This is a genomic window from Actinokineospora spheciospongiae, from assembly GCF_000564855.1.
Lineage (GTDB): Bacteria > Actinomycetota > Actinomycetes > Mycobacteriales > Pseudonocardiaceae > Actinokineospora > Actinokineospora spheciospongiae.
In genome coordinates this window covers 1-17,290 of record NZ_AYXG01000210.1, presented here as the reverse complement: position 1 = coordinate 17,290, position 17,290 = coordinate 1, and the positions used below count along the sequence as shown (strand labels likewise).

General features: G+C 64.8%; 17 protein-coding genes and 3 pseudogenes. 6 read left to right on the top strand and 14 right to left on the bottom strand.

The annotated features are described in order from the left end of the window. Positions 1 to 270 carry a helix-turn-helix transcriptional regulator gene (locus UO65_RS26750; RefSeq protein ID WP_084176287.1) on the bottom strand — a complete coding sequence of 90 codons (270 nt, stop codon included), beginning with the start codon at positions 268 to 270 and terminating at the stop codon, positions 1 to 3. Between the two features lie 939 nt (positions 271 to 1,209). Between UO65_RS26750 and UO65_RS26745 the strand changes: the two genes are divergently transcribed. From UO65_RS26745 to UO65_RS36230, 4 genes and pseudogenes are all read left to right on the top strand, one after another. After that, on the top strand, positions 1,210 to 1,467 hold the full coding sequence (locus UO65_RS26745; protein WP_035287767.1) for a hypothetical protein: 258 nt from the start codon (positions 1,210 to 1,212) through the stop codon (positions 1,465 to 1,467). Continuing rightward, positions 1,464 to 2,003 carry a DUF6879 family protein gene (locus tag UO65_RS26740; protein ID WP_035287800.1) on the top strand — a complete coding sequence of 180 codons (540 nt, stop codon included), beginning with the start codon at positions 1,464 to 1,466 and terminating at the stop codon, positions 2,001 to 2,003. Before UO65_RS26745 ends, UO65_RS26740 begins: the two co-directional genes overlap by 4 nt. Then, entirely contained in the window at positions 1,978 to 2,847 is an 870-nt protein-coding gene (locus tag UO65_RS26735; RefSeq protein WP_035287764.1) for a helix-turn-helix domain-containing protein, read from the top strand. The genes UO65_RS26740 and UO65_RS26735 overlap by 26 nt, the downstream gene beginning before the upstream one ends. A gap of 258 nt (positions 2,848 to 3,105) precedes the next feature. Beyond that, a pseudogene (locus UO65_RS36230) lies at positions 3,106 to 3,914 on the top strand (IS5 family transposase). A 166-nt stretch (positions 3,915 to 4,080) separates the two neighbouring features. On the opposite strand, the gene UO65_RS36225 reads toward UO65_RS36230, so the two are convergent. The 3 genes and pseudogenes from UO65_RS36225 to UO65_RS26710 all read right to left on the bottom strand — a co-directional run. Continuing rightward, positions 4,081 to 4,584 (bottom strand): hypothetical protein, encoded by a 504-nt coding sequence (locus UO65_RS36225; RefSeq protein WP_152552293.1) that lies wholly within the window; start codon positions 4,582 to 4,584, stop codon positions 4,081 to 4,083. 452 nt (positions 4,585 to 5,036) lie between these two features. Further along, complete coding sequence (locus UO65_RS26715; protein ID WP_035287756.1) at positions 5,037 to 5,288, bottom strand: hypothetical protein; 252 nt, start codon at positions 5,286 to 5,288, stop codon at positions 5,037 to 5,039. Positions 5,289 to 5,788: 500 nt separating this feature from the next. Then, a pseudogene (locus tag UO65_RS26710) lies at positions 5,789 to 6,235 on the bottom strand (transposase); the annotation flags it as partial. A 90-nt stretch (positions 6,236 to 6,325) separates the two neighbouring features. Here UO65_RS26710 and UO65_RS39065 point away from each other — a divergent pair. Beyond that, positions 6,326 to 6,484, top strand: coding sequence for a DUF397 domain-containing protein (locus UO65_RS39065; protein WP_084176286.1), 159 nt, complete (start codon positions 6,326 to 6,328; stop codon positions 6,482 to 6,484). 634 nt (positions 6,485 to 7,118) lie between these two features. Beyond that, the gene (locus UO65_RS26700; RefSeq protein WP_052021820.1) at positions 7,119 to 7,811 is read left to right on the top strand and encodes a pentapeptide repeat-containing protein; all 693 of its coding nucleotides are present in this window, start codon (positions 7,119 to 7,121) and stop codon (positions 7,809 to 7,811) included. Here the strand turns inward: UO65_RS26700 and UO65_RS38740 are convergent. From UO65_RS38740 to UO65_RS37005, 10 genes and pseudogenes are all read right to left on the bottom strand, one after another. Beyond that, positions 7,801 to 8,532: an IS5 family transposase gene (locus UO65_RS38740; protein ID WP_267880618.1), complete on the bottom strand. Its 732-nt coding sequence runs from the start codon at positions 8,530 to 8,532 to the stop codon at positions 7,801 to 7,803. The two genes, UO65_RS26700 and UO65_RS38740, sit on opposite strands and share 11 nt — an antisense overlap. 35 nt (positions 8,533 to 8,567) lie before the next feature. Beyond that, positions 8,568 to 8,767, bottom strand: a pseudogene (locus UO65_RS38370) (transposase); the annotation flags it as partial. Positions 8,768 to 9,099: 332 nt separating this feature from the next. Next, positions 9,100 to 10,647 carry an ImmA/IrrE family metallo-endopeptidase gene (locus UO65_RS26690; protein WP_035287750.1) on the bottom strand — a complete coding sequence of 516 codons (1,548 nt, stop codon included), beginning with the start codon at positions 10,645 to 10,647 and terminating at the stop codon, positions 9,100 to 9,102. Between the two features lie 887 nt (positions 10,648 to 11,534). Continuing rightward, positions 11,535 to 11,900 carry a leucine zipper domain-containing protein gene (locus tag UO65_RS39060; protein WP_411431377.1) on the bottom strand — a complete coding sequence of 122 codons (366 nt, stop codon included), beginning with the start codon at positions 11,898 to 11,900 and terminating at the stop codon, positions 11,535 to 11,537. A 787-nt stretch (positions 11,901 to 12,687) separates the two neighbouring features. Further along, positions 12,688 to 13,020: a hypothetical protein gene (locus tag UO65_RS36210; RefSeq protein ID WP_052021819.1), complete on the bottom strand. Its 333-nt coding sequence runs from the start codon at positions 13,018 to 13,020 to the stop codon at positions 12,688 to 12,690. An 809-nt stretch (positions 13,021 to 13,829) separates the two neighbouring features. Next, the gene (locus UO65_RS26675; protein WP_035287748.1) at positions 13,830 to 14,156 is read right to left on the bottom strand and encodes a hypothetical protein; all 327 of its coding nucleotides are present in this window, start codon (positions 14,154 to 14,156) and stop codon (positions 13,830 to 13,832) included. A gap of 73 nt (positions 14,157 to 14,229) precedes the next feature. After that, positions 14,230 to 14,787, bottom strand: coding sequence for a hypothetical protein (locus UO65_RS36205; protein WP_152552291.1), 558 nt, complete (start codon positions 14,785 to 14,787; stop codon positions 14,230 to 14,232). Beyond that, positions 14,787 to 15,110 (bottom strand): hypothetical protein, encoded by a 324-nt coding sequence (locus tag UO65_RS26665; protein WP_035287743.1) that lies wholly within the window; start codon positions 15,108 to 15,110, stop codon positions 14,787 to 14,789. The genes UO65_RS36205 and UO65_RS26665 overlap by 1 nt, the downstream gene beginning before the upstream one ends. A 926-nt stretch (positions 15,111 to 16,036) precedes the next feature. Next, positions 16,037 to 17,056, bottom strand: a complete 1,020-nt coding sequence (locus UO65_RS26660) for a YncE family protein (RefSeq protein ID WP_152552290.1) — start codon at positions 17,054 to 17,056, stop codon at positions 16,037 to 16,039. Positions 17,057 to 17,088: 32 nt separating this feature from the next. Beyond that, positions 17,089 to 17,290 (bottom strand): hypothetical protein (locus UO65_RS37005; protein WP_035287742.1); only part of this gene is annotated, 202 nt, incomplete at its 5' end.

Genomic DNA, 17,290 nt, shown 5'->3' with positions numbered 1-17,290 from the left:
TTACAGCGAGCCCGGTTGGGGAAGACGCACCACCACGGTATCGGGTGCTGGCGCGGCCAGCTCGGGCATGACGGCCAGGATGGCGTTGAGGTCCCGGAGGCTCACTCGGAGAGCTTTGGCGATCGACGGCCGCAGCCTCGGACCGGGCTTGGCCGATGAACCCTCCCAGCGCTGCACGGTGCTGCGGTCAACCCCCACCGCGCGCGCGAAGGAGTCCTGGGTGTGCCCCGCGGTCTCGCGCGCTTCCACCAGTGCTGGCCGGGTTGCCATGTCGCCGAGTGTGACACGCCGACTACCGGGTTGGCGAGTTTCCTCAGCTCACAGCGGGCGAACGCGGCTCAAATACGGCCTAAACGCGGCCTCGGCGCGGCCGTTTCCCGCATCGGTGTAGCTCCAGCAGGGGTGCTTGCTGCCTGGTGGAAGAGGCGACCTCCTCAGCGAGATGGCTGTCCGTTCCGCACTGACCATCAGGATTGGAGATCCGTTGACCTGCGGTCCGCCAAGTAGGTCCGGACGATCCGAGCCCACCGTCGACCGAACCTACTTGGCGGAATCGGCAGGTTCTGGGGTGCGGCCTCTGCGCTTGTCTCGGATGCAGGTGAGGGTTTTGGGGTAGGGACGTGGACAGAGCTGGCGGTGTAGATGGTGACTTGCCCAATCCGACCTGCTTGGACCACGGGACCGGCGACGTGGCCGCTGAGGTCATTGAGCGTTAGTGAGTTCCCCTCCGGTTCTCGGGCGGGAACCGCTTGAGGGGGAGTACCGCGCCGGGCGGTGAGGTCGGCGGTAAGTTGGCGGGCGACCATAAGGACGTCCTGCGGGTCGCAGCCGGATACCTCGACGGTCGTCATGCCGTCCGGGTGTACGTGGATTGCGCTGCCGCACCGTGAACAGGACTTGCCGGTGGCCACGGGGGGCCGCTTGGTCAGCCCGGCGCAGTCGTGACAGAGCATCTCTTCTGGCGGGAACTTGCTCATGGGCCTTCCCCTGTCCGTCGTCAGTGCGGTCACGGCTACACCGCCAATGACCATCGACCCGAACGGTAGCGCCCGCCAAGTGGCCCTAGACCGCCGTCTTCACACCCGGGTAGGGCAGCAACGGCTGACGATCTTGACTGTTAGTGACTCTTTGTGACAGGTCAGTTGACCTCCGTACACTGGTCCGCCATCATAGTGAGAAATTTTCTCCGATTTCGAGCGAGGGTGTTCAATGCGCGTTGTGTTTCTGGGCAAGGACCCCGAGAGTGTCGAGGGCGACTCGCCCACCCTGTACGCCACCGACCGGACCGACCGCATCACCTTCATCGCCCAGGGGTGGAAGGTGACCGACCCCGCGGCCCTGGCCGACATCGGCCCGGTACCGGACCACGAAACCTTGATCGAGATCCCCGAGGAGGTACTCGTGATGTACGCCCGGCGCTACGCGCGGGAGCAGGACGGGCAGGGGTTGAGGGGAGCGGGGAGCTGACCCTCATCGAGCCGGGGCCGGAGTTCGCGAAGCTCTTCACCTCGATCGAGCACACGGCGTTCCGGTTGGAGACCCGCGACCGGTACAACTCGCCGCGCGAGGCCGAGCCCTACCGCAAGTTCCTGGCAGGCACCCCGGACATCTCCTTCCACGAGGGCTGGCTGGCCATGGTCCGCGAGGCCACGGCGGTGGGTCGGTCGTTCTCGCGTGTCAAGGTCGTGAGCCTGCCGCTGACGGACTACATCCGGTTCGGCATGTGGGCCGCCGGGTTCACCCGGGAGGCCGGTGACGACATCCGCTACCTGACCCGCGAGCAGGCTACGGGCCTGCCTGGGCACGACTTCTGGCTGTTCGACTCCCGTCTGCTGGTCCGGATGCACTTCGACGAAGGTGATGATCGGTTCGTCGGCGGCGAGATCGTCGATGACCCGGCTATCGTCGTCGAGCACAACTACTGGCGTGACGCGGCGAAGCGCCATGCCGTGAGCCGAGACGAGTTTGTCGCCAGGTATGAACAGCGGGACGTCAAGCGTTGAGGAAGCGCGCATCGCGCTGGGCAAACGACTCCGCGAGCTGCGGTTGGCCGCCGGTCTGTCCGGCAAGCAGCTCGCGGAGTCGCTGTCGTGGACGGGTTCGAAGGTCTCCAAGCTGGAGAATGGCAGGCAGACGCCGACCAGCGACGACATCACGGAGTGGACGCGGGCCACCGACGCGACGGATCACACCGCGGGGCTGTTGGCCACGCTGCACAACCTGGAGTTGCAGCACGCCGAGTGGCAACGTGTCCTCAAGGCCGGGATGAAGGCCCATCAGGTCGCGTTGTCGCAGGTCGACGAGCAGACGAGGTTCTTCCGGGGCTTCGAGAACACCAACATCCCGGGGCTCATCCAGACCCCGGAGTACGCGCGCGCCCGGTTCGCCCAGGTCGTGATGGTGCACAAGGTGCCCAACGACATCAACGAGGCCGTCAAGGCTCGAATGCGGCGCCAGGAGATGCTGTACCGGCCGGACAAGCGCTTCCACTTCGTGCTGACCGAGGCCGCCCTGCGCTACCGGCTGGTCAGCAGGGAAACCATGATCGGCCAGCTCGACCGGCTGATGGCCATGACCGCCATGCACAACGTCAAGCTCGGCGTCATCGACTTCACCACCCAGTACGCCACCGACCCCCGGCACGGCTTCTGGGTCCTCGACGACCACCTCGTGCGGTTCGAGTCCTACTCCGCGGAGATCAACCTCCGGCAGCCGCAAGAGATCGAGCTCTACACCGGCATCTTCGAGCACTTGGCCGCCATCGCCAGCTACGGCGGCGCCGCGCGGGCGATCATCGCCCGAGCCATGGCGGACCTGGCCGGCGAGACCGGTGACGTTGGCTCCTGATTTCGCCTGAGCGCCGATCTCACAGTTTATCGAGAAAAGTCAAGAAACTTTCTAGCAGCAGTGTGTCCGTCTGCTTACTCTCCATGACGTCACCTCTTCTGACCTTGGAGAACAGCAGCGTGAAGCCCCCTGTGCCGTTGCTCGGCCAAGACAAGATCGCCCTTCTCCCGGAGCGCGCCCGGGAGGTGGTGGAGTACCGCAAGAGCGGTCTAAGACCGGTCTCACGTGGTGGATTTTGGTGTGGGATGATTCGTTTCCGTGGACACGTTGTCGTTGCGGTTGGTGCCGGATGCGTTGTGGGAGCTCGTGGAGCCCCTTGTTCCGGGATTCGCGGCCCGCCCGCAGGGTGGTGGGACCGCACCGTTGGATGATCGGGCGGTATTCACCGCAGTGGTCTACGTGCTGGTCAGCGGGTGTGGGTGGCGGGAGTTGCCGACCCAGTTCGGCGTCAGTGTGCCCACCGCGCACCGCAGGTTCACCGACTGGACCAAGGCCGGGCTGTGGACCCGCATCCATCACGAGGTGCTCGACAGACTCGGTGAACAGGACCTCATCGACTGGTCGAGGGCCGTTGTCGACGCCGCCGCGATCCGGGCGAAAAAAGGGGCTCCGTAACCGGTCCGAGCCCGGTCGACCGGGGCAAGAACGGCTCGAAGATCCATGTCCTGGGCGACCGGGCGGGCTTGCCACTGGTCGTCGGGGTGTCGGCGGCCAACGTCAACGACCACTTCGCCCTGCCCGCCCTCGTCCGGGCGATCCCGCGCGTGCGCACACCGAGGCGGGCGCGCCGATTCCGCCCCGACAAACTCCACGCCGACAAGGCCTATGACGTGCGCGAGACCCGCAAGTAGTTGATCGACCGGGGCATCATGGTCCGCATCAGCCGCAAGAACATCGACACCTCCACCAAACTCGGACGATACCGATGGGTCGTCGAACGCACTCTGACCTGGCTCACCAACCATTACCGCCGCATCGGTACCCGATGGGAACGCCACGGGCGCAACTACCTCGGCTTCCTCACCCTCGCCGCAGCACTCACCTGCTTCAAGAAGCTCACCACATGAGACGGCGTCTTAGCAGCCAAGCTTCTGTCACAGTTTCGGAGTCGCTAGAACCCTGTGGACAACAAGCCGCTGCGCCAAAAATGCAGTTCAGGGGCCACAGAGATGGCCATGACAAGCTGTATGGGCACCAAACTGGTCTTCCTTGCTTCCTGTATCGACTTTGGGTTCAGTGCTCACGGAGGTTGGATGCCGCCGCGGTAACGAAGAATTCGCGCGAGTTCCATCTGTTAGAAAAAGCAGCAGTGTAGTAGATGTCATCTAGCAAAATCCACTGAGCCTTAACATAGTTACTTCCTCCATCATGTCCATAATTCAAACTAAACGCATGGGCGCCCACCCCTTCAATCTCCAGCGCATCCAAAATTTCCCGAAGGCGTCGTTTTTCACTACGAGTAGGTTTTACATCCCCCATGAAGCGAACGACTCTTGGGTCGAACAGTTGAGCGGCACGCATTCGCCCAACTGGATCTTGCAGCACTGCTACATCCTCGAAGATGCCCACACGCAATGCTTGCTGAGTGTAATCCTCAAGGACATCAAGGAAAGGGCAATCCGTCAATTCTAGTGGGTGTTGAAACTTTTTCAAAGGATCGAATGTGCCAACTATAAACCGATCAAACCATTCCTGTTCGACCTCCCTGCGGTTCTCTTCTTTGTCAAGCTGCTGCATTTTCCGCACAATGTCACTTGGCATCAATACCTCCGTCGCCCGAAACAAATCTTGTACCTACATCGGCGGCGGCGGGGAAGTTGTTACCCGCCTTTCGCAAGCCGGACACAGGGCGTCATAATCCTAGGTGGAGCGGCAATGACACTGGGCGGGCAGTTCCCGACCCTTCTGCGACGGGGCGGGAATCCCGGGCTCGACGCGCAGCCAGTCGTTGCTCACCCTAACGATGCGGTTGCCCGGGTAGGCGTCAGTCTCCGTGTCGAAGGCGGCATAGAGACGAAGGCCAGGATCGGGCCCGGCCGGTCGCGACGGGTGTAGACCCACGGTCAGGCCGATGGGACATCGGTCGCTGCGAACCGCTCTTTGACGGCGGCGAGGTTGTCGCCGGTCCAGACGATCCCCTCGTCTTCGGCCGCCTTCAGCGACCGGACTCGATCGGGTCCATGGAAAGACTACGTCTCTCCGCTGACTTCTTCCTTCCGGTTGCCGCTGCGGGGCCAACGGTTATGCGAACCAGGAAGCGAGGTGGGGCGCTGACGCCCGCGCACCCGGAACATGTCCCCCACCTCGCGGATCAGCTCGGGCCGCTGCTCCGGCTTCGACTTGTCCAGGACCATCTTGAGGGCGCGGAGGCGCCCCCAGGTCAGCACCGCGACCGTTCCGAAACCGGTCAGACCAGAGACTAGAAAGTACAGCAAGTTCACGTCTCACTCCGGACGCTCATCAGGCATGACCTGACCCCGTCCAGGATGAAGTGGGGCCCCTTTCGGTGACCCAGGTTCCCTGGCTTGAGGCTCGGTATGCGGTTGGAGCGCCGGTGAGATCGGTGCCGAATGGATGCCCCACCTGCTGTTCAGGCGAAAGTGATGCTGCCCGCGGCTGCTGAGGGGCCTCTCTCGACTGACTGAGTTGAGGATACCGCACCTTCCTCACCGGCCCGTAGGCACATCTGCTACCTCCTCGCCTCTGCGATGGATCATGCGCGGCGACTCCCGAGAGACGGGTGGGCTCGACAAGTCGGACGCTACGAGACCGAATGGTGTTCCAGGTCACTCACGGTCGTGTTCTAGTAGGGCTTTGTTAGGTGCTGTTGACCTGGGGTTCTGTTGGGGTGGACGGGTTTGGACGGGTTGTCGGCAGGTGTGGCAGACGCCTGTCCAGACCGCGAGCAGGGCCTGGAGTTCGCGCAGGACCGCGTAAAGGCTCAGGTCTGCGCAGGGGCTTTTGGGGTGCGGCGGAGCTGGGTGCAGATGGCTTGGGCGACCGATGTCAGGGTGACGTGGCGGTGCCAGCCGAGCCAGGAGCGGCCCTCGAAGTGGTGGAGGCCGAGTCCGTCTTTGAGTTCGCGGTAGTCGTGTTCGATTCGCCAGCGGATCTTGGCGAGGCGGACCAGGTCTCGCAGTCGGGTGCCGGTGGGCAGGGTGGAGAGCCAGTAGTCGGTGGGTTCGGGTTTGCCGGGGGGCCACTCGGCGAGCAGCCAGCACTCGGGCAGGCGCCCGTCCTGGGCGCGAGGGATGGCACGATTGGCGGGGCGGACCCGCAGCGCGAGGAACCGTGATCGCATGCTTGCGGTCGGGTTTCCCGGTGACTTCCTCGTTCCGTGCCGCCAGAGCACGAACCGGCCCGCCGAGCGGCCGGCGGCCATGACCAGGGTCTTCAGATCGACTCCAAACCCGTACACCTCAACAGAAACCCCAGGTCAACAGCACCTAACAAAGCCCTACTAGTGGTGCGGTGATCAGTGTTATGCCGTGGCTGCGGGTGGCGATTCGAGACCGCAGGGTGCGTTGCGCTGGTGTCAGTGAGCGGCGGACACGCCGTCCGCGACTCAAGAGACCCCCACGGGCCGCGACTGCACTTCGGCCCCGATGCTCTCGACCCCCTGTTCGTGAGCCTGTAGGGCCTCCTCAGCTCGCTGGCCTACGGCGCCCCGGCAGGGGTTTGTCCCCCGGGGCGCCCTGGCTGGCGCCGCCACAGTGATCGAGCGTGCCAGGTGGACAAGGCAAGCCAATTCAGCAGCCCGCCACCTCGCCACCTCCGGGACGTGGTGCAACTCTCGACGACGAGGCGACCGACCGACGCGACCTTTCGGCCCGACGAGCCGACCGTGGGCCAACGCGTTCATAGAAGTGGCGGGAAGCCTGGGCATCTGTCGATGCCGCGATCGTCCGGACACCGAGCCGACTGGTGGGCGATGGTCCACCCGTGCGTCGTCTTCTCTGGAACCTCCGGGCCGCCTGGTCCACCCGCCCCGTCCTTCGGGCCCTGGCCCTGCTGATTGCCGCCACCACTGCCGTCCTAGCCTGGGGGCGCCCTGACTGGGCCCCGGTGGGCCACTGGGTCGGTGAGCACTTGGCGGCGGTGACGATCACCACAGCCGCGACCGCAGTACTCGTCGCGGTGATGCGCTCCGGCCGATGGGCCCTGCTCAGCTGGCAGTCCATGCTCGCCGCCGCCGCCGCCGCGGTCATCGCCGCCGGATGGCTCGCCACAACCCTGCTCCTGGCTCAGACCACCGGCACACCCCCCGAGCTGTGGGGGCGGCCAGGGTCGAGGCCATCAAGACCGGGTTGAGCGTCGCCGCCGGGATCGGCGCCGTTTCCGCCCTGATCCTGGCCGTGCGCAAACAATCACACCACGAGGCCAACTCCGCCGACACCGTCACCGACGCCACCGCCCGCCGCGTCACCGACATCTACACCAAAGCCGCTGACCAACTCAGTTCCGACAAACCCGCCGTCCGCATCGCCGGGCTCTACGCCCTTGAACGCTGCGCCCAAGACAACCCCGACCAACGCGAGACCATCCTCAACGTCCTCTGCGCCTACCTGCGAATGCCCACCCCCACCAATCCCGAGCCCACCATCGAATCCACATCCGAGGACCACGCCACCCACCGGCAACTCCTCCACGACCGAGTCCTCGAACACCAAGTCCGCCTCACCGCCCAACGCATCCTCACCCGCCACCGCCAGGCTGACACGGACCTCTACTGGGCAGGACCCATCGACCTCACCGACGCCGATCTCACCCGCGCCGCCCTCCTTGGCACCGACCTCACCGGGGCCGACCTCTTCGGCGCCAAGTTCACCAACGCCAGGCTCGCCAACGCCAACCTCGCTGGCGTCGACCTCACCAGCGTCGACCTCACCGGGGGTCGACCTCACCGGCGCCAAGCTCGTCATCCGGTCTGCGGACTCCACCTAAGACCGTGTCCTACATGGTGATCTTGAGTAAGCGTTTCCAGCACAGCATGGCCGCGGCCAGGTCGAGGAAGGCCAGATAGTTGCGCAGAAGCCTTTCGTAGCAGGGGGAAAGTCGCTGGTAACCGGTCAGCCAGAATATGGTACGCTCGATGGCCCAGCGGTGCTGGCCCAGGCGTTGGGAGGACTCGACGCCCTTGCGGGCGATGCGCACCCCGATCCGCTTGCCGCGGACCCATTGCCGCAGGCCGGGGTGGTCGTAGGCCTTGTCCGCGTGCAACTTGCGCGGCTTGTTGTTTCGGCCCCGATCAGGATCGTGGCGTGAGAGCAGGCTGGTGAGCATCGGCTTCAGGCCGTCGGCGTCGACTGTGTTGCCACGTGAGACACCAACCACGAGAGGCATTCCCGACCGGTCGGACAAGACGTGCATCTTGGTGCCCAACTTACCCCGGTCCATGGGGCTCGGACCTGTGTGTTCGCCCCTTTTTTCGCCCTTACGTGGGCGGTGTCCAGCAGCACCCTGGACAGGTCGATCAGGCCCGCCTCGCTCATTCTTGTCAACGCAGCCCGGTGAAGGCGGGCCCACTCCCCCGCCCTGGCCCAGATTGGCTCTGGCGGTTGATGGGCCCCACCCGGGCGGCCTGTCGTGGCCCCACCGATAGGACAAACAGGGCGGCCACGACAGCGGAAAGACCAGCTCAACCGCTGTCCGGCGCCCGACTCGATTCCCAGGGTGGGGCCACATCGGGCCGCCCGGGTGACCGCCCGAACCACCCAGATCGTGAACCGGCGATGCACCGTCGACTTCGACGCGCCGAAGCACGGCGGCAACACCCGCCACGCACACCCCGATACCAACACGTACACGATCGCGGCGAAAACAGCCTCATCGTCGATGTTCCGCACCCACCATCCTGCGAACGCACCCTCGCCGCGGGCAGCAACGGGCGCGCCAGCTCCCACAAGCCCGCCGGAACGATCTACGACCACCGACCCTCAACTATGATCAACTCAACCACAGATCGCCATGTAGGACACGGTCTTAGGTCGCCGCCGCAACCGTGGCGTTGGTGACGATACTGGTGGTGGGCCAAGACCAAGAGTCTGAACAGCAAGAAAGCTGGTGACTACCCGGTTTGACCCGCTGCGCACCGGGTTGAGTGTCGGTCTCGGCAGCAGCGGAGTGTTTCACGCTGCTGCCGCACACTGACTGCAACCATGGGGCTTTGCCAACTGTGTCATCTCATGGTTGAGATGACACCCGGCGGCATACCAGAGCGCCTCGGTGCATCACGGTTTCACCTGACAACGATCACAACCGGTCAGTGGCCGCAGCCAGTAGGTTCTCCGCGTCTGCCCGCGAAATCAACGCCGTGTTCTGCAAACGGCGCAGCACCGCGCTGAAGCTGACGCCCAGACTTCTAGCGAAATTCCGGACATGGTCCACGTCCGTGGTCGAAGCGGTCCACGATCTGTTCAACACCGGCGACGGAATCAAGAAAGCCGCAGCAAAAGCGTTTGCCCGTTGCTCGATGGCGGCAGGAGCCCACGGACCGCTCGCTACAGCCATCTCCACAGCGCGCCCTTGATCCAGCAGCAAATGCCCCAGTTCGTGTGCCAGGGTGAATCTCTGGACGTGTCGATCGGTACCGCGGCTGAAGTTCTGGTTGACCAAGATATGCGCTGTACCAGTTGCCCCGACCAGGCTTACTGCGCGCACAGTGCGGTCGCCGAGGTTCACGTAGTCGACATCAATGTTCAGCTGTTCGAGAATCGCATCGATATCGACGGGAGTGTCACCGCCGTCGCTTGCCAACTCGGTCCAAGCAGCTTCTCCGCAGAAGCTTCCCAACTCCGGTGGAGAGTCAAATCCAGAGTTCCAAGATTCGATGATCTTATCGCCGAGTCTGCGCAACTTCTCGGCAGTTGGCGTGCTGGACGACCGTCGTGTAATGAATGATCCGTAGATGTTGAGCAGGTCGCGCGACGAGACGTTGGGGGCCAGCGACCCGAACAGCAGCGCGGCCGGGGTCGCTTGCATCGTCAAGCCACTGTTGTTCTCCAGCCTTAGATCGGACACATCCCTGGCTGTCTCGCTTCCGAGGACATCGACAATCTTGGACCAGCGCCGATTGAATTCCTCCTGATGGTCGCCCGCGCCTGCCAGCCAAGCGAAACGCGAATGCTGCCGGTCAGGTTGCGTCAGGCGTTCGATCCTATCGCGCAGGTCTGTGAATGTTTTGTTCTTTGGATCCCGTTTCAGTAATTTGTCGCTCAGTGCCGAGATCGCCTCGTACAGAGTGTCCGCCACCTCAGTGACTGGGAGGTATGCCCGCGTCAGCTTTGCGAAATACACCCCCGTGTCCTCGCCCGCGAGCGGTTCGACGCCGGTAGAGAACTCCACGAAATCCCCGTACCTGCGCAGGAAGAGATCCGGGAGTACACCTCCTGGCGCAGAGGCCCGCAGGCCATGGTGAGCATAGAAACTCTGGACACTGTCCACGATATGCGCGGTCGCGGGGTTTGTGCTGAGCTCAGCGGCTGCCGCAGCAGAGCCGAACGCCGTGGCAGCGTCGAACGCGTCACGGTGAGGCAGCCGTTCCTCGTGCAGCAGCGGATCCCAGTTATCAACGATCCACTCGACCACAGGAAGCAGATACCAGTGAGCGGCACGCAATGTCTCCCCCTGGATGATGTGTTCGCAGACGTTCGCGCTTTTCACCCAGATTGACATCGACCCCCAACTGGCGCGCTCGGCTTCGTCGACCATCCAGTCGTCAGTACGATCATTGATCAACGACAACTCTATGGCAAAAGACGACGTGTCACCGGACAGGAAGCTCCAAGTCGTGGACGTCACGTCATCCCCTCAAGCGCAGTCGAGTGATCCTGCCTTCGTCTACCCACTGCCGCTGAACCGACGTGGGCACGTCTCGCCACGTCACCGGAAACCCATGCCACGCGATAATTTGTTCCGGGGCTACATTCTTCATGTTCGGATGCGCACAGAAGACACGATTGCCATCGGTGCTGTACCGCTTACCGGGCTTGTCAGGGTCTGCAGTAGCAGTGGCGAAGAGACTGACACCGTCGACGTCTCGCGGACACAGAGTGCCTCGCTTCCCGGGTTGTGTTCGATCCTTGTGGCGGGGATTGGGCTCGTAGGTGTCAGGCATCAGACCTCCTCTCAAGACGACAAAAAGCCCTGAGACCACGACCGATGACAACCTGTCTCAGCCGCGTGCCTAGAGCTTTAGAGGTAGCATAGCACCGCGCCCACCACCACGCCAACGACCACTCTCCACACATCGAACTCCATGTACAACCACGTTCACGCTGTGCCACCATCGTGACCCGCCACCATGGTGGCTGCCACCCCAAATGGCCGCCCGTAGAGACACGGAAGACCGAAAGACTGCAGCCGGTTGCCACCGGGTCAGCTGACTCCGGGCTGCGCAGGGTCGCGCCGGTTGGGGTCGACGCCGAACAGGTGGGCTTCTGCAAACCCGTCGACGAGCGGCTGGGGACAGCAAGCGGTGCCTGGAGGTGGTTGTAGGTGTGCAGCCAGTGGTTGGCGCGGTGCCAGAACGCGGCGGCGGTCTCTCTCGTCGGGAGGGTTTCGGAGTAGGCGAGGCGGGAGTGTTCGTCGACGGCATTGTGCAGGTGGAAGTAGCCGACGTGGCTGTTGCCGCCGGGTCGAGGTGCTTGCCAGGGGTGGTGGTGCGGTGGCGCTTCCCGACCCTGCGACTAGTGACGCGGTGGCCGCCTCCCTCGGGGAAGTTGCCGAGTTTCTTGATGTCGAAGCGCACCAGTTCGCCGGGGGGGGGCGCGTTCGTAGCGGCGCACCGGCAGATCGGTGACTTGATCGAGTTGGCCAGGCGGGCCATGCCGTGCCGGGTCAGGACCCGGTGCTCGGTGATGGGCGTCAACCCTAGGTGGAACGCGATCCGCGCCGGTCTCCACCGCCGCAGGACATGCTCTTTGCATGATCCGACGTTCGGTGCACGTCGGTGTCCGGCCGGGGGACGAGTGCGGACGTGAGGATCGGTCGACCATGCCCGCCTCGCCCAGCTCCCGGTACCGCGCCGCCCACGTGTGCGCGGTCGCAGACACCTGGAAGGTTCGACTTCCGGGCGGACAACTGTGGCTTCCCCCTGTCCAGCATCGACATAAGATCACGCGAGACAGTCGGCCGGGCCGCACCGACCTCGTCCTCCATCAACAACACCGGCTCACCACGTCGCCCCGGGGTGACCGGCCAGTTGTTGTGACCATGACACGACAGATGCACCACCTGCATCCCATCCGCCGCCCCCAGCCGGGAGCCCAGCTGCACGGGATCTCCGGTGTCCTCCACCAGCAGATCCAGACCGGTGTCGCCCACCGCGTCGAGGATCGTCGACTCCTCCGCCTCGAAATCCAGCTCGTCCTGCCCCACCGGAGACGACGCCATGAACGATGAACGCCAACCCCAATCGGTGCCCGCTCAACGTCGGAGGTTTCTCCGGCGGCCCGAGCCTGCGGACCACGCTGAAGCGGGGCTGCCCGTCCGCGGCCAGGAACCCACCACCCGGGCGGGCCAGCAACTCGAACGGCGCCCGCAACACCGACCACGCCATCTCCGACGGCGACCGCGACCCCCGCACCTCAAACACCATCGGCGACCGCGACCGCTCCACCAACGCGCTCAACTGCCCCTGTGAACCCTCACACCATGCGAACAACTCATGGCCCAACCCCACCAGCACATCCTCATCAGCACGCCCCTGTACCGCTCGCAAGTACCGCACCGACACACTGTCGAGAAACTCCACGTCGTCACTGGTCAGCACACGCCGAGGACCGACCCGATCAACCCCGATGACCACCTCGAACCCGGCATCGTCCATCACAAGACCGGTCACGTACCCCTCCCGCCAACCAGGAGGACGCACCGCTCATACGGCCATTCCCCACCGACAACCGCAAGATCGCACATCCCACCACACCAGTTACACGACCCACCCTCGGCAGGTTCGCCGCCGCGCGGCTTGCCGAACGGGTCTTGCCTGCGCTGCCCGACCGCGAGGGTGTCGGCGTTGACCGTCATGGCCGTGGTGCCCTGGTGGTCACCGAGCAACCAGGACAACCCCTTGTCGAGGTTGGAGGTGCGGACCGCCACGACCGTGCCGCCGTGCTCGTAGTACCGCCGCCCGGCGGCGGAGTTGGTGCCCTTCTGCAGCACCAACTTCATGCCGCCCAGGTACAGCGTGGTGGCGTTGGGTTCCCGCTTGATCAGGCGGGAACCGTTCGCGTCGTAGAGGTAGTCCGAGGTCCGCCCGTCCTGGTGGACCGCCTTCTCGGTGCGCCCCGCCGCGTCCCAGTCGATCCGCTGGTTGTCGCCGGAGACTGGCGATGAAGCAGTCGGTCTCGGCCTGGATGCTGCGCAGGATCGAAAAAATCTGCGACTCGTCGTGCCGCGGCGGTTTCATCTCCGCGAGCGTGCACACGTAGTCGTAGTAGGCGGCGGCAGTCTGGCTGCGCCGCTTGGCCGTGTACCCGGCCATGCCGCGTTCCGATCGGACTCCCTGCCGAGCCACCGGCCGACCGCTTCCGCGGTCAACTCCGCGTCGCGCAGGGCGTGGGTGATCCCCAGCGCGGTGCACTGGTCCTTGAATGACTCGGTGTCATCGCATCACCCGCGATTGTGGTCGGTGGGCGGACATGGTCGTCTGCGAGGGAAGACCTGTAAGTTGGTGCTGGGCTACGTGGCAGCCAAGTGGCTGCCGCACGAAGGGGTCTTGACGGCGTTCACAGTTCCCCGTTCACCCTGGAGAGCGACGGCAGGGGCGGCCTACGCATCGGCTTCGACGACAACGGCTGCCAATTCCTGGTCCCCGGACCCCGGCATACCCGACGGCGGTGACCACCACGCGGCCTGGATGGCTGACCCTCGGGCACCGGGGGTGAAGCTTGCCACTCGGAGGCGCCTCGGCGCTGTATCGCAGAGGCCGCAAAGGCGGTACGGGGAGGTGGCCCTCCCCGCACCGCCTTCGTCCTGCGTCAGACCCGCCAGTCCCAGTCGGGTTCTGCGGCAAACCTGGACAGCACCTCGTCGAAACCAATCAGCTCTCCGAAGTTGGTGTCCAGCAGACCCGTCAACCCCGGGAGAAGGGCTTGTAGGAGTGCCCGGATGCACGGGACACCCGAGTACTCCAGTGAGACCGGATCGAACTCGCCGAGGCGCTCATCGATCTCGTCCAACTCGTCCTGCTCGTACTCCTCGACCACATCCACGGAGAGGTCAACCCCGTACCAGCATTCCCCGACCGTCAAGCGGTCGAACAGCGGCTTGGGCTCATAGGTTCCGGCGTCGCGCAGGCGCGACATCAACTCCTGTGTTCCGTCCTTCGTGGATAGGAGGACAATGGTCGGTCGCACAGACTCCCTCTTGACCCAGTGCTCACGGGCGCAGGACTTGGAGGAGTTTCTCCTTGTCCCTGGTCACCATGATCCCACTCTTCTCCAATCCCTTCACCACACTCCCCCGTGCATCCGGTACGTATGCGATGACCGGATAGTCGGTGAACTCCTGGGTGGCCAACGCCTGTTTGAGCGCCTTCTTGCCGTTTCCACTCTTCACTTGCACCACCGCGTTACCTGTCACGATGTCGAAGTCTGTCAGTGTCTTGCCGTCCGGTCCATTGATGGTGACGCCCTGGGCCTTGACGTGGCCGGGATAGCGGGCATTGATGTCCTCGACCAGTTCGGGGACCAGCGGGTCGTCGCCCTTGCCGACCACGTGACCGGACTCGCTGCCGCAGTTGTGGACGAGCAGGGGGATGTGCCTGCCAGCACGTGGTAGGTGTGGGTTTGCTCGACTGTGAGGTCGTGTGCCGTTGTCGTGGGCCCAGGTGGTGGTGACCTTCCGGTCGTACGACACGCCCGTCACCGGGTCGGTGGCGACGACGTGATCGCCGACCTGGACCCGTTCGATCGATTTGGTCGCACCGCCCGCCATCAGGACCCTGGTGCCCGGGGGGGGAAGCTGTGCTTGGTGCAACCGGCCAGGATCGTGTCGAGCTTCTGCTCGCCCGCCTTGGCCAGTTCCAGGGTCCGCTCCCGCCACCGGTTCAGCTTCTGGCGGATGGCGGAGAGGCGTTGCTCATAGGCCATGGCCTTGCGGACGACTGAGATGATCTTCCCCGCGGACTTGACCAGCTTCAGCAGCTTGCCCCACGGGATCGGACCCGCACAGGCCCACAGGTCGAGCTTGGCGAAACAGTCCTTGATGTCGTTGAGGCCGGTGAGGTCGCCGATGATGTCCGACAACTCCTCCTTCATTACCCCCCGGTGGCCCAATCGTGCTGATCTGGAACAACCTGAACACTCACGTGAGTATCGCGATGCGCGCCATGATCGCCACGCGAAATTGGCTGTACGTGATCCGACTAATGGCCCACGCATCAGACCTCAACCCTCGCCGAACACACGCGATCGCACCTCAAACGCAGCCTGGCCAACCCCGCCATTCACGGCATCCACGATCTGGTTGCGATCACGAAGAACCGACTCGAATGCATCCAGTACCCACCCGACTTGACCGCTCGGATTTCCTTTCAGGCGATACACGGAATATCTCTACGCCCTCTACAGCCACCACAAAGGAGTAAAACTGGAGGTTTCAGAGCACTCAACCCGACGCCAAGCGCTCCAGAGTGACGTCAACCGTCATCAAGAAAGTGCCCGGAGTTGTGTTTCCGCAGGTCAGGGCATGACCGGGACGTATCTGGGGCCCAGGGGGACCCTATTTCAAGTATCCGACCTCAACCGACTTAAACAGTTTTGGACTGCAGCCACAGCGACCACACGGCCGGTTGGGGAAGATTTGCCTATGACCCGAAGCGGTTGTCACCTGGCTCTGGTCGATGAGTTCCGCAAGACGTCGCCGGCCACAACGTTCCCGGTGACCGGCGATGCGGTCGAGTGGGTTCGGGCCTCCACCATCCGGGGTCGGACATCGGGGGTGGTCGTCTCCGGAGTCGCCCCCGTGGGTGGGAGCACCGTGACCCGGTCACCGCCGTGCACGACGGTCGCCGAGCGGAAGTTCTGGTGAAGGCGATGGCCGCGTCGGTGGTCGGGTGCTCGACACCGCATGAAGCCCGTTCAGGTAAGGACAGCGCCGGTTCGCCGAAATCGCGGTCAAGCCCCGCGGTGACCGGGGAGGGGCCGCCGCCCGGAAATCTCCGGGCGGCGGCCCCGGGAACGGCCTACCAGTCCAGGGGACGGTACTTGAGCGACAGGCGCGGTTGCGCTTCGTTGCCGTAGCGGCTGACCACGGCCAGGTACTCCTGGTCCGCCGACCAGGCGAGGCCGCGTGGCAGCAGTGCCTCGCCGCCGTCGAGGGTGATCGTGCGGGTCGAGGTGGCGCCGCCTGTCGGGTGGATCAGGAGATCGGTGGCGGAGGTGCCGGTGACCACGTGCGCGTTGTCGGGTGACAGGGCCACGGCGACCGGCCTCGGTCGCGTCGCGTACGCGCCTCGGCGGGCGAAGTCCTGGGTGGCGAAGCCCTCCACCCGGTCCCGCGACCCCGCCGCGCTGAACAGCGTGGCACCGTCCCCGGTGACGTCGAGGTCGGTCAGGTTCGCGCCCACGGCGTCGCTGGACGCGCCGGAGGTCAGGGCGCCGTCGGTCACGGTGTAGACCTGCACCAACGACTGGCTCAGCGCCAACTGCCCCGCCACCAGCGGCCCACCCGCGGTGCCGGACGAGGCCAGCAGCGGTGCCCGCTGGAACCGCGTGGCCCCTTGGCGGTCGCCTTGGACCGGGGTGGCCGCCGCCGGGTCGAGCTTTCCGATCTTCCCCGCCCACGTGCCCGCGCACCCGTAGCCGAACCACACCACGTCGCCGGTGCGCGCCAGGTGCGTGGGGCACGTCCCCGCCCCCGTGGGATACCGCGCCGCCTCGGCGAGGGTCACCGTGTCGATCGCCGAAACGGCGTCCCCCGCCGACAACGCCACGAACAGCCGGGAGCCGTCAGCGCTCAACTCCAACCCGTCGGCCCCGGCCTGGTTCGGGATCGTCCTCCGCACCAACCCGTTGAAGTCGACCACCACGACGCCATTCGACGACGGCCCCCCGGACACGAACACCTGCCGGTGCGCGGCATCGACCACCACATCCCCGAACCCGGACAACGGCAGGCCCGACGCGGCCGACGCCATGGGCGCCACCACCACCGACGCCGCCGCCAGCAGCGCCCCCAGCCCGGCCGGCACTCCTCGTCTCATGCTTCCCCCTTCGGTCCCCCGGCGGGCGGGTGTCAGCTCGGCTCCGCCGCCACGCATTCGATGATCAGGTCGTAGAGCTCGAAACTGGCGTCGTAGATCCGCTGCCGGACCGGCTCCGGGTAGGAGTCGGCCGCGGCCTGGCTCACGGACACGATGTCGACCAGCACGTTCACCGCCAGTTTGGGAATGGCCTCGGCGTCGCGCCACTCCGGTGCGCAGTCGCGCAGTACCGAG

Bases quoted from the DNA above. Each gene is read 5' to 3' on its own strand.
- UO65_RS26750 (WP_084176287.1), bottom strand. From the start codon at position 270: ATGGCAACCCGGCCAGCACTGGTGGAAGCGCGCGAGACCGCGGGGCAC.
- UO65_RS26745 (WP_035287767.1), top strand. From the start codon at position 1,210: ATGCGCGTTGTGTTTCTGGGCAAGGACCCCGAGAGTGTCGAGGGCGAC.
- UO65_RS26735 (WP_035287764.1), top strand. From the start codon at position 1,978: ATGAACAGCGGGACGTCAAGCGTTGAGGAAGCGCGCATCGCGCTGGGC.
- UO65_RS36225 (WP_152552293.1), bottom strand. From the start codon at position 4,584: ATGCAGCAGCTTGACAAAGAAGAGAACCGCAGGGAGGTCGAACAGGAA.
- UO65_RS38740 (WP_267880618.1), bottom strand. From the start codon at position 8,532: ATGTGGCCCCACCCTGGGAATCGAGTCGGGCGCCGGACAGCGGTTGAG.
- UO65_RS36210 (WP_052021819.1), bottom strand. From the start codon at position 13,020: ATGAAGTTGGTGCTGCAGAAGGGCACCAACTCCGCCGCCGGGCGGCGG.
- UO65_RS26675 (WP_035287748.1), bottom strand. From the start codon at position 14,156: ATGTCGCGCCTGCGCGACGCCGGAACCTATGAGCCCAAGCCGCTGTTC.
- UO65_RS36205 (WP_152552291.1), bottom strand. From the start codon at position 14,787: ATGGCGGGCGGTGCGACCAAATCGATCGAACGGGTCCAGGTCGGCGAT.
- UO65_RS26665 (WP_035287743.1), bottom strand. From the start codon at position 15,110: ATGAAGGAGGAGTTGTCGGACATCATCGGCGACCTCACCGGCCTCAAC.
- UO65_RS26660 (WP_152552290.1), bottom strand. From the start codon at position 17,056: ATGAGACGAGGAGTGCCGGCCGGGCTGGGGGCGCTGCTGGCGGCGGCG.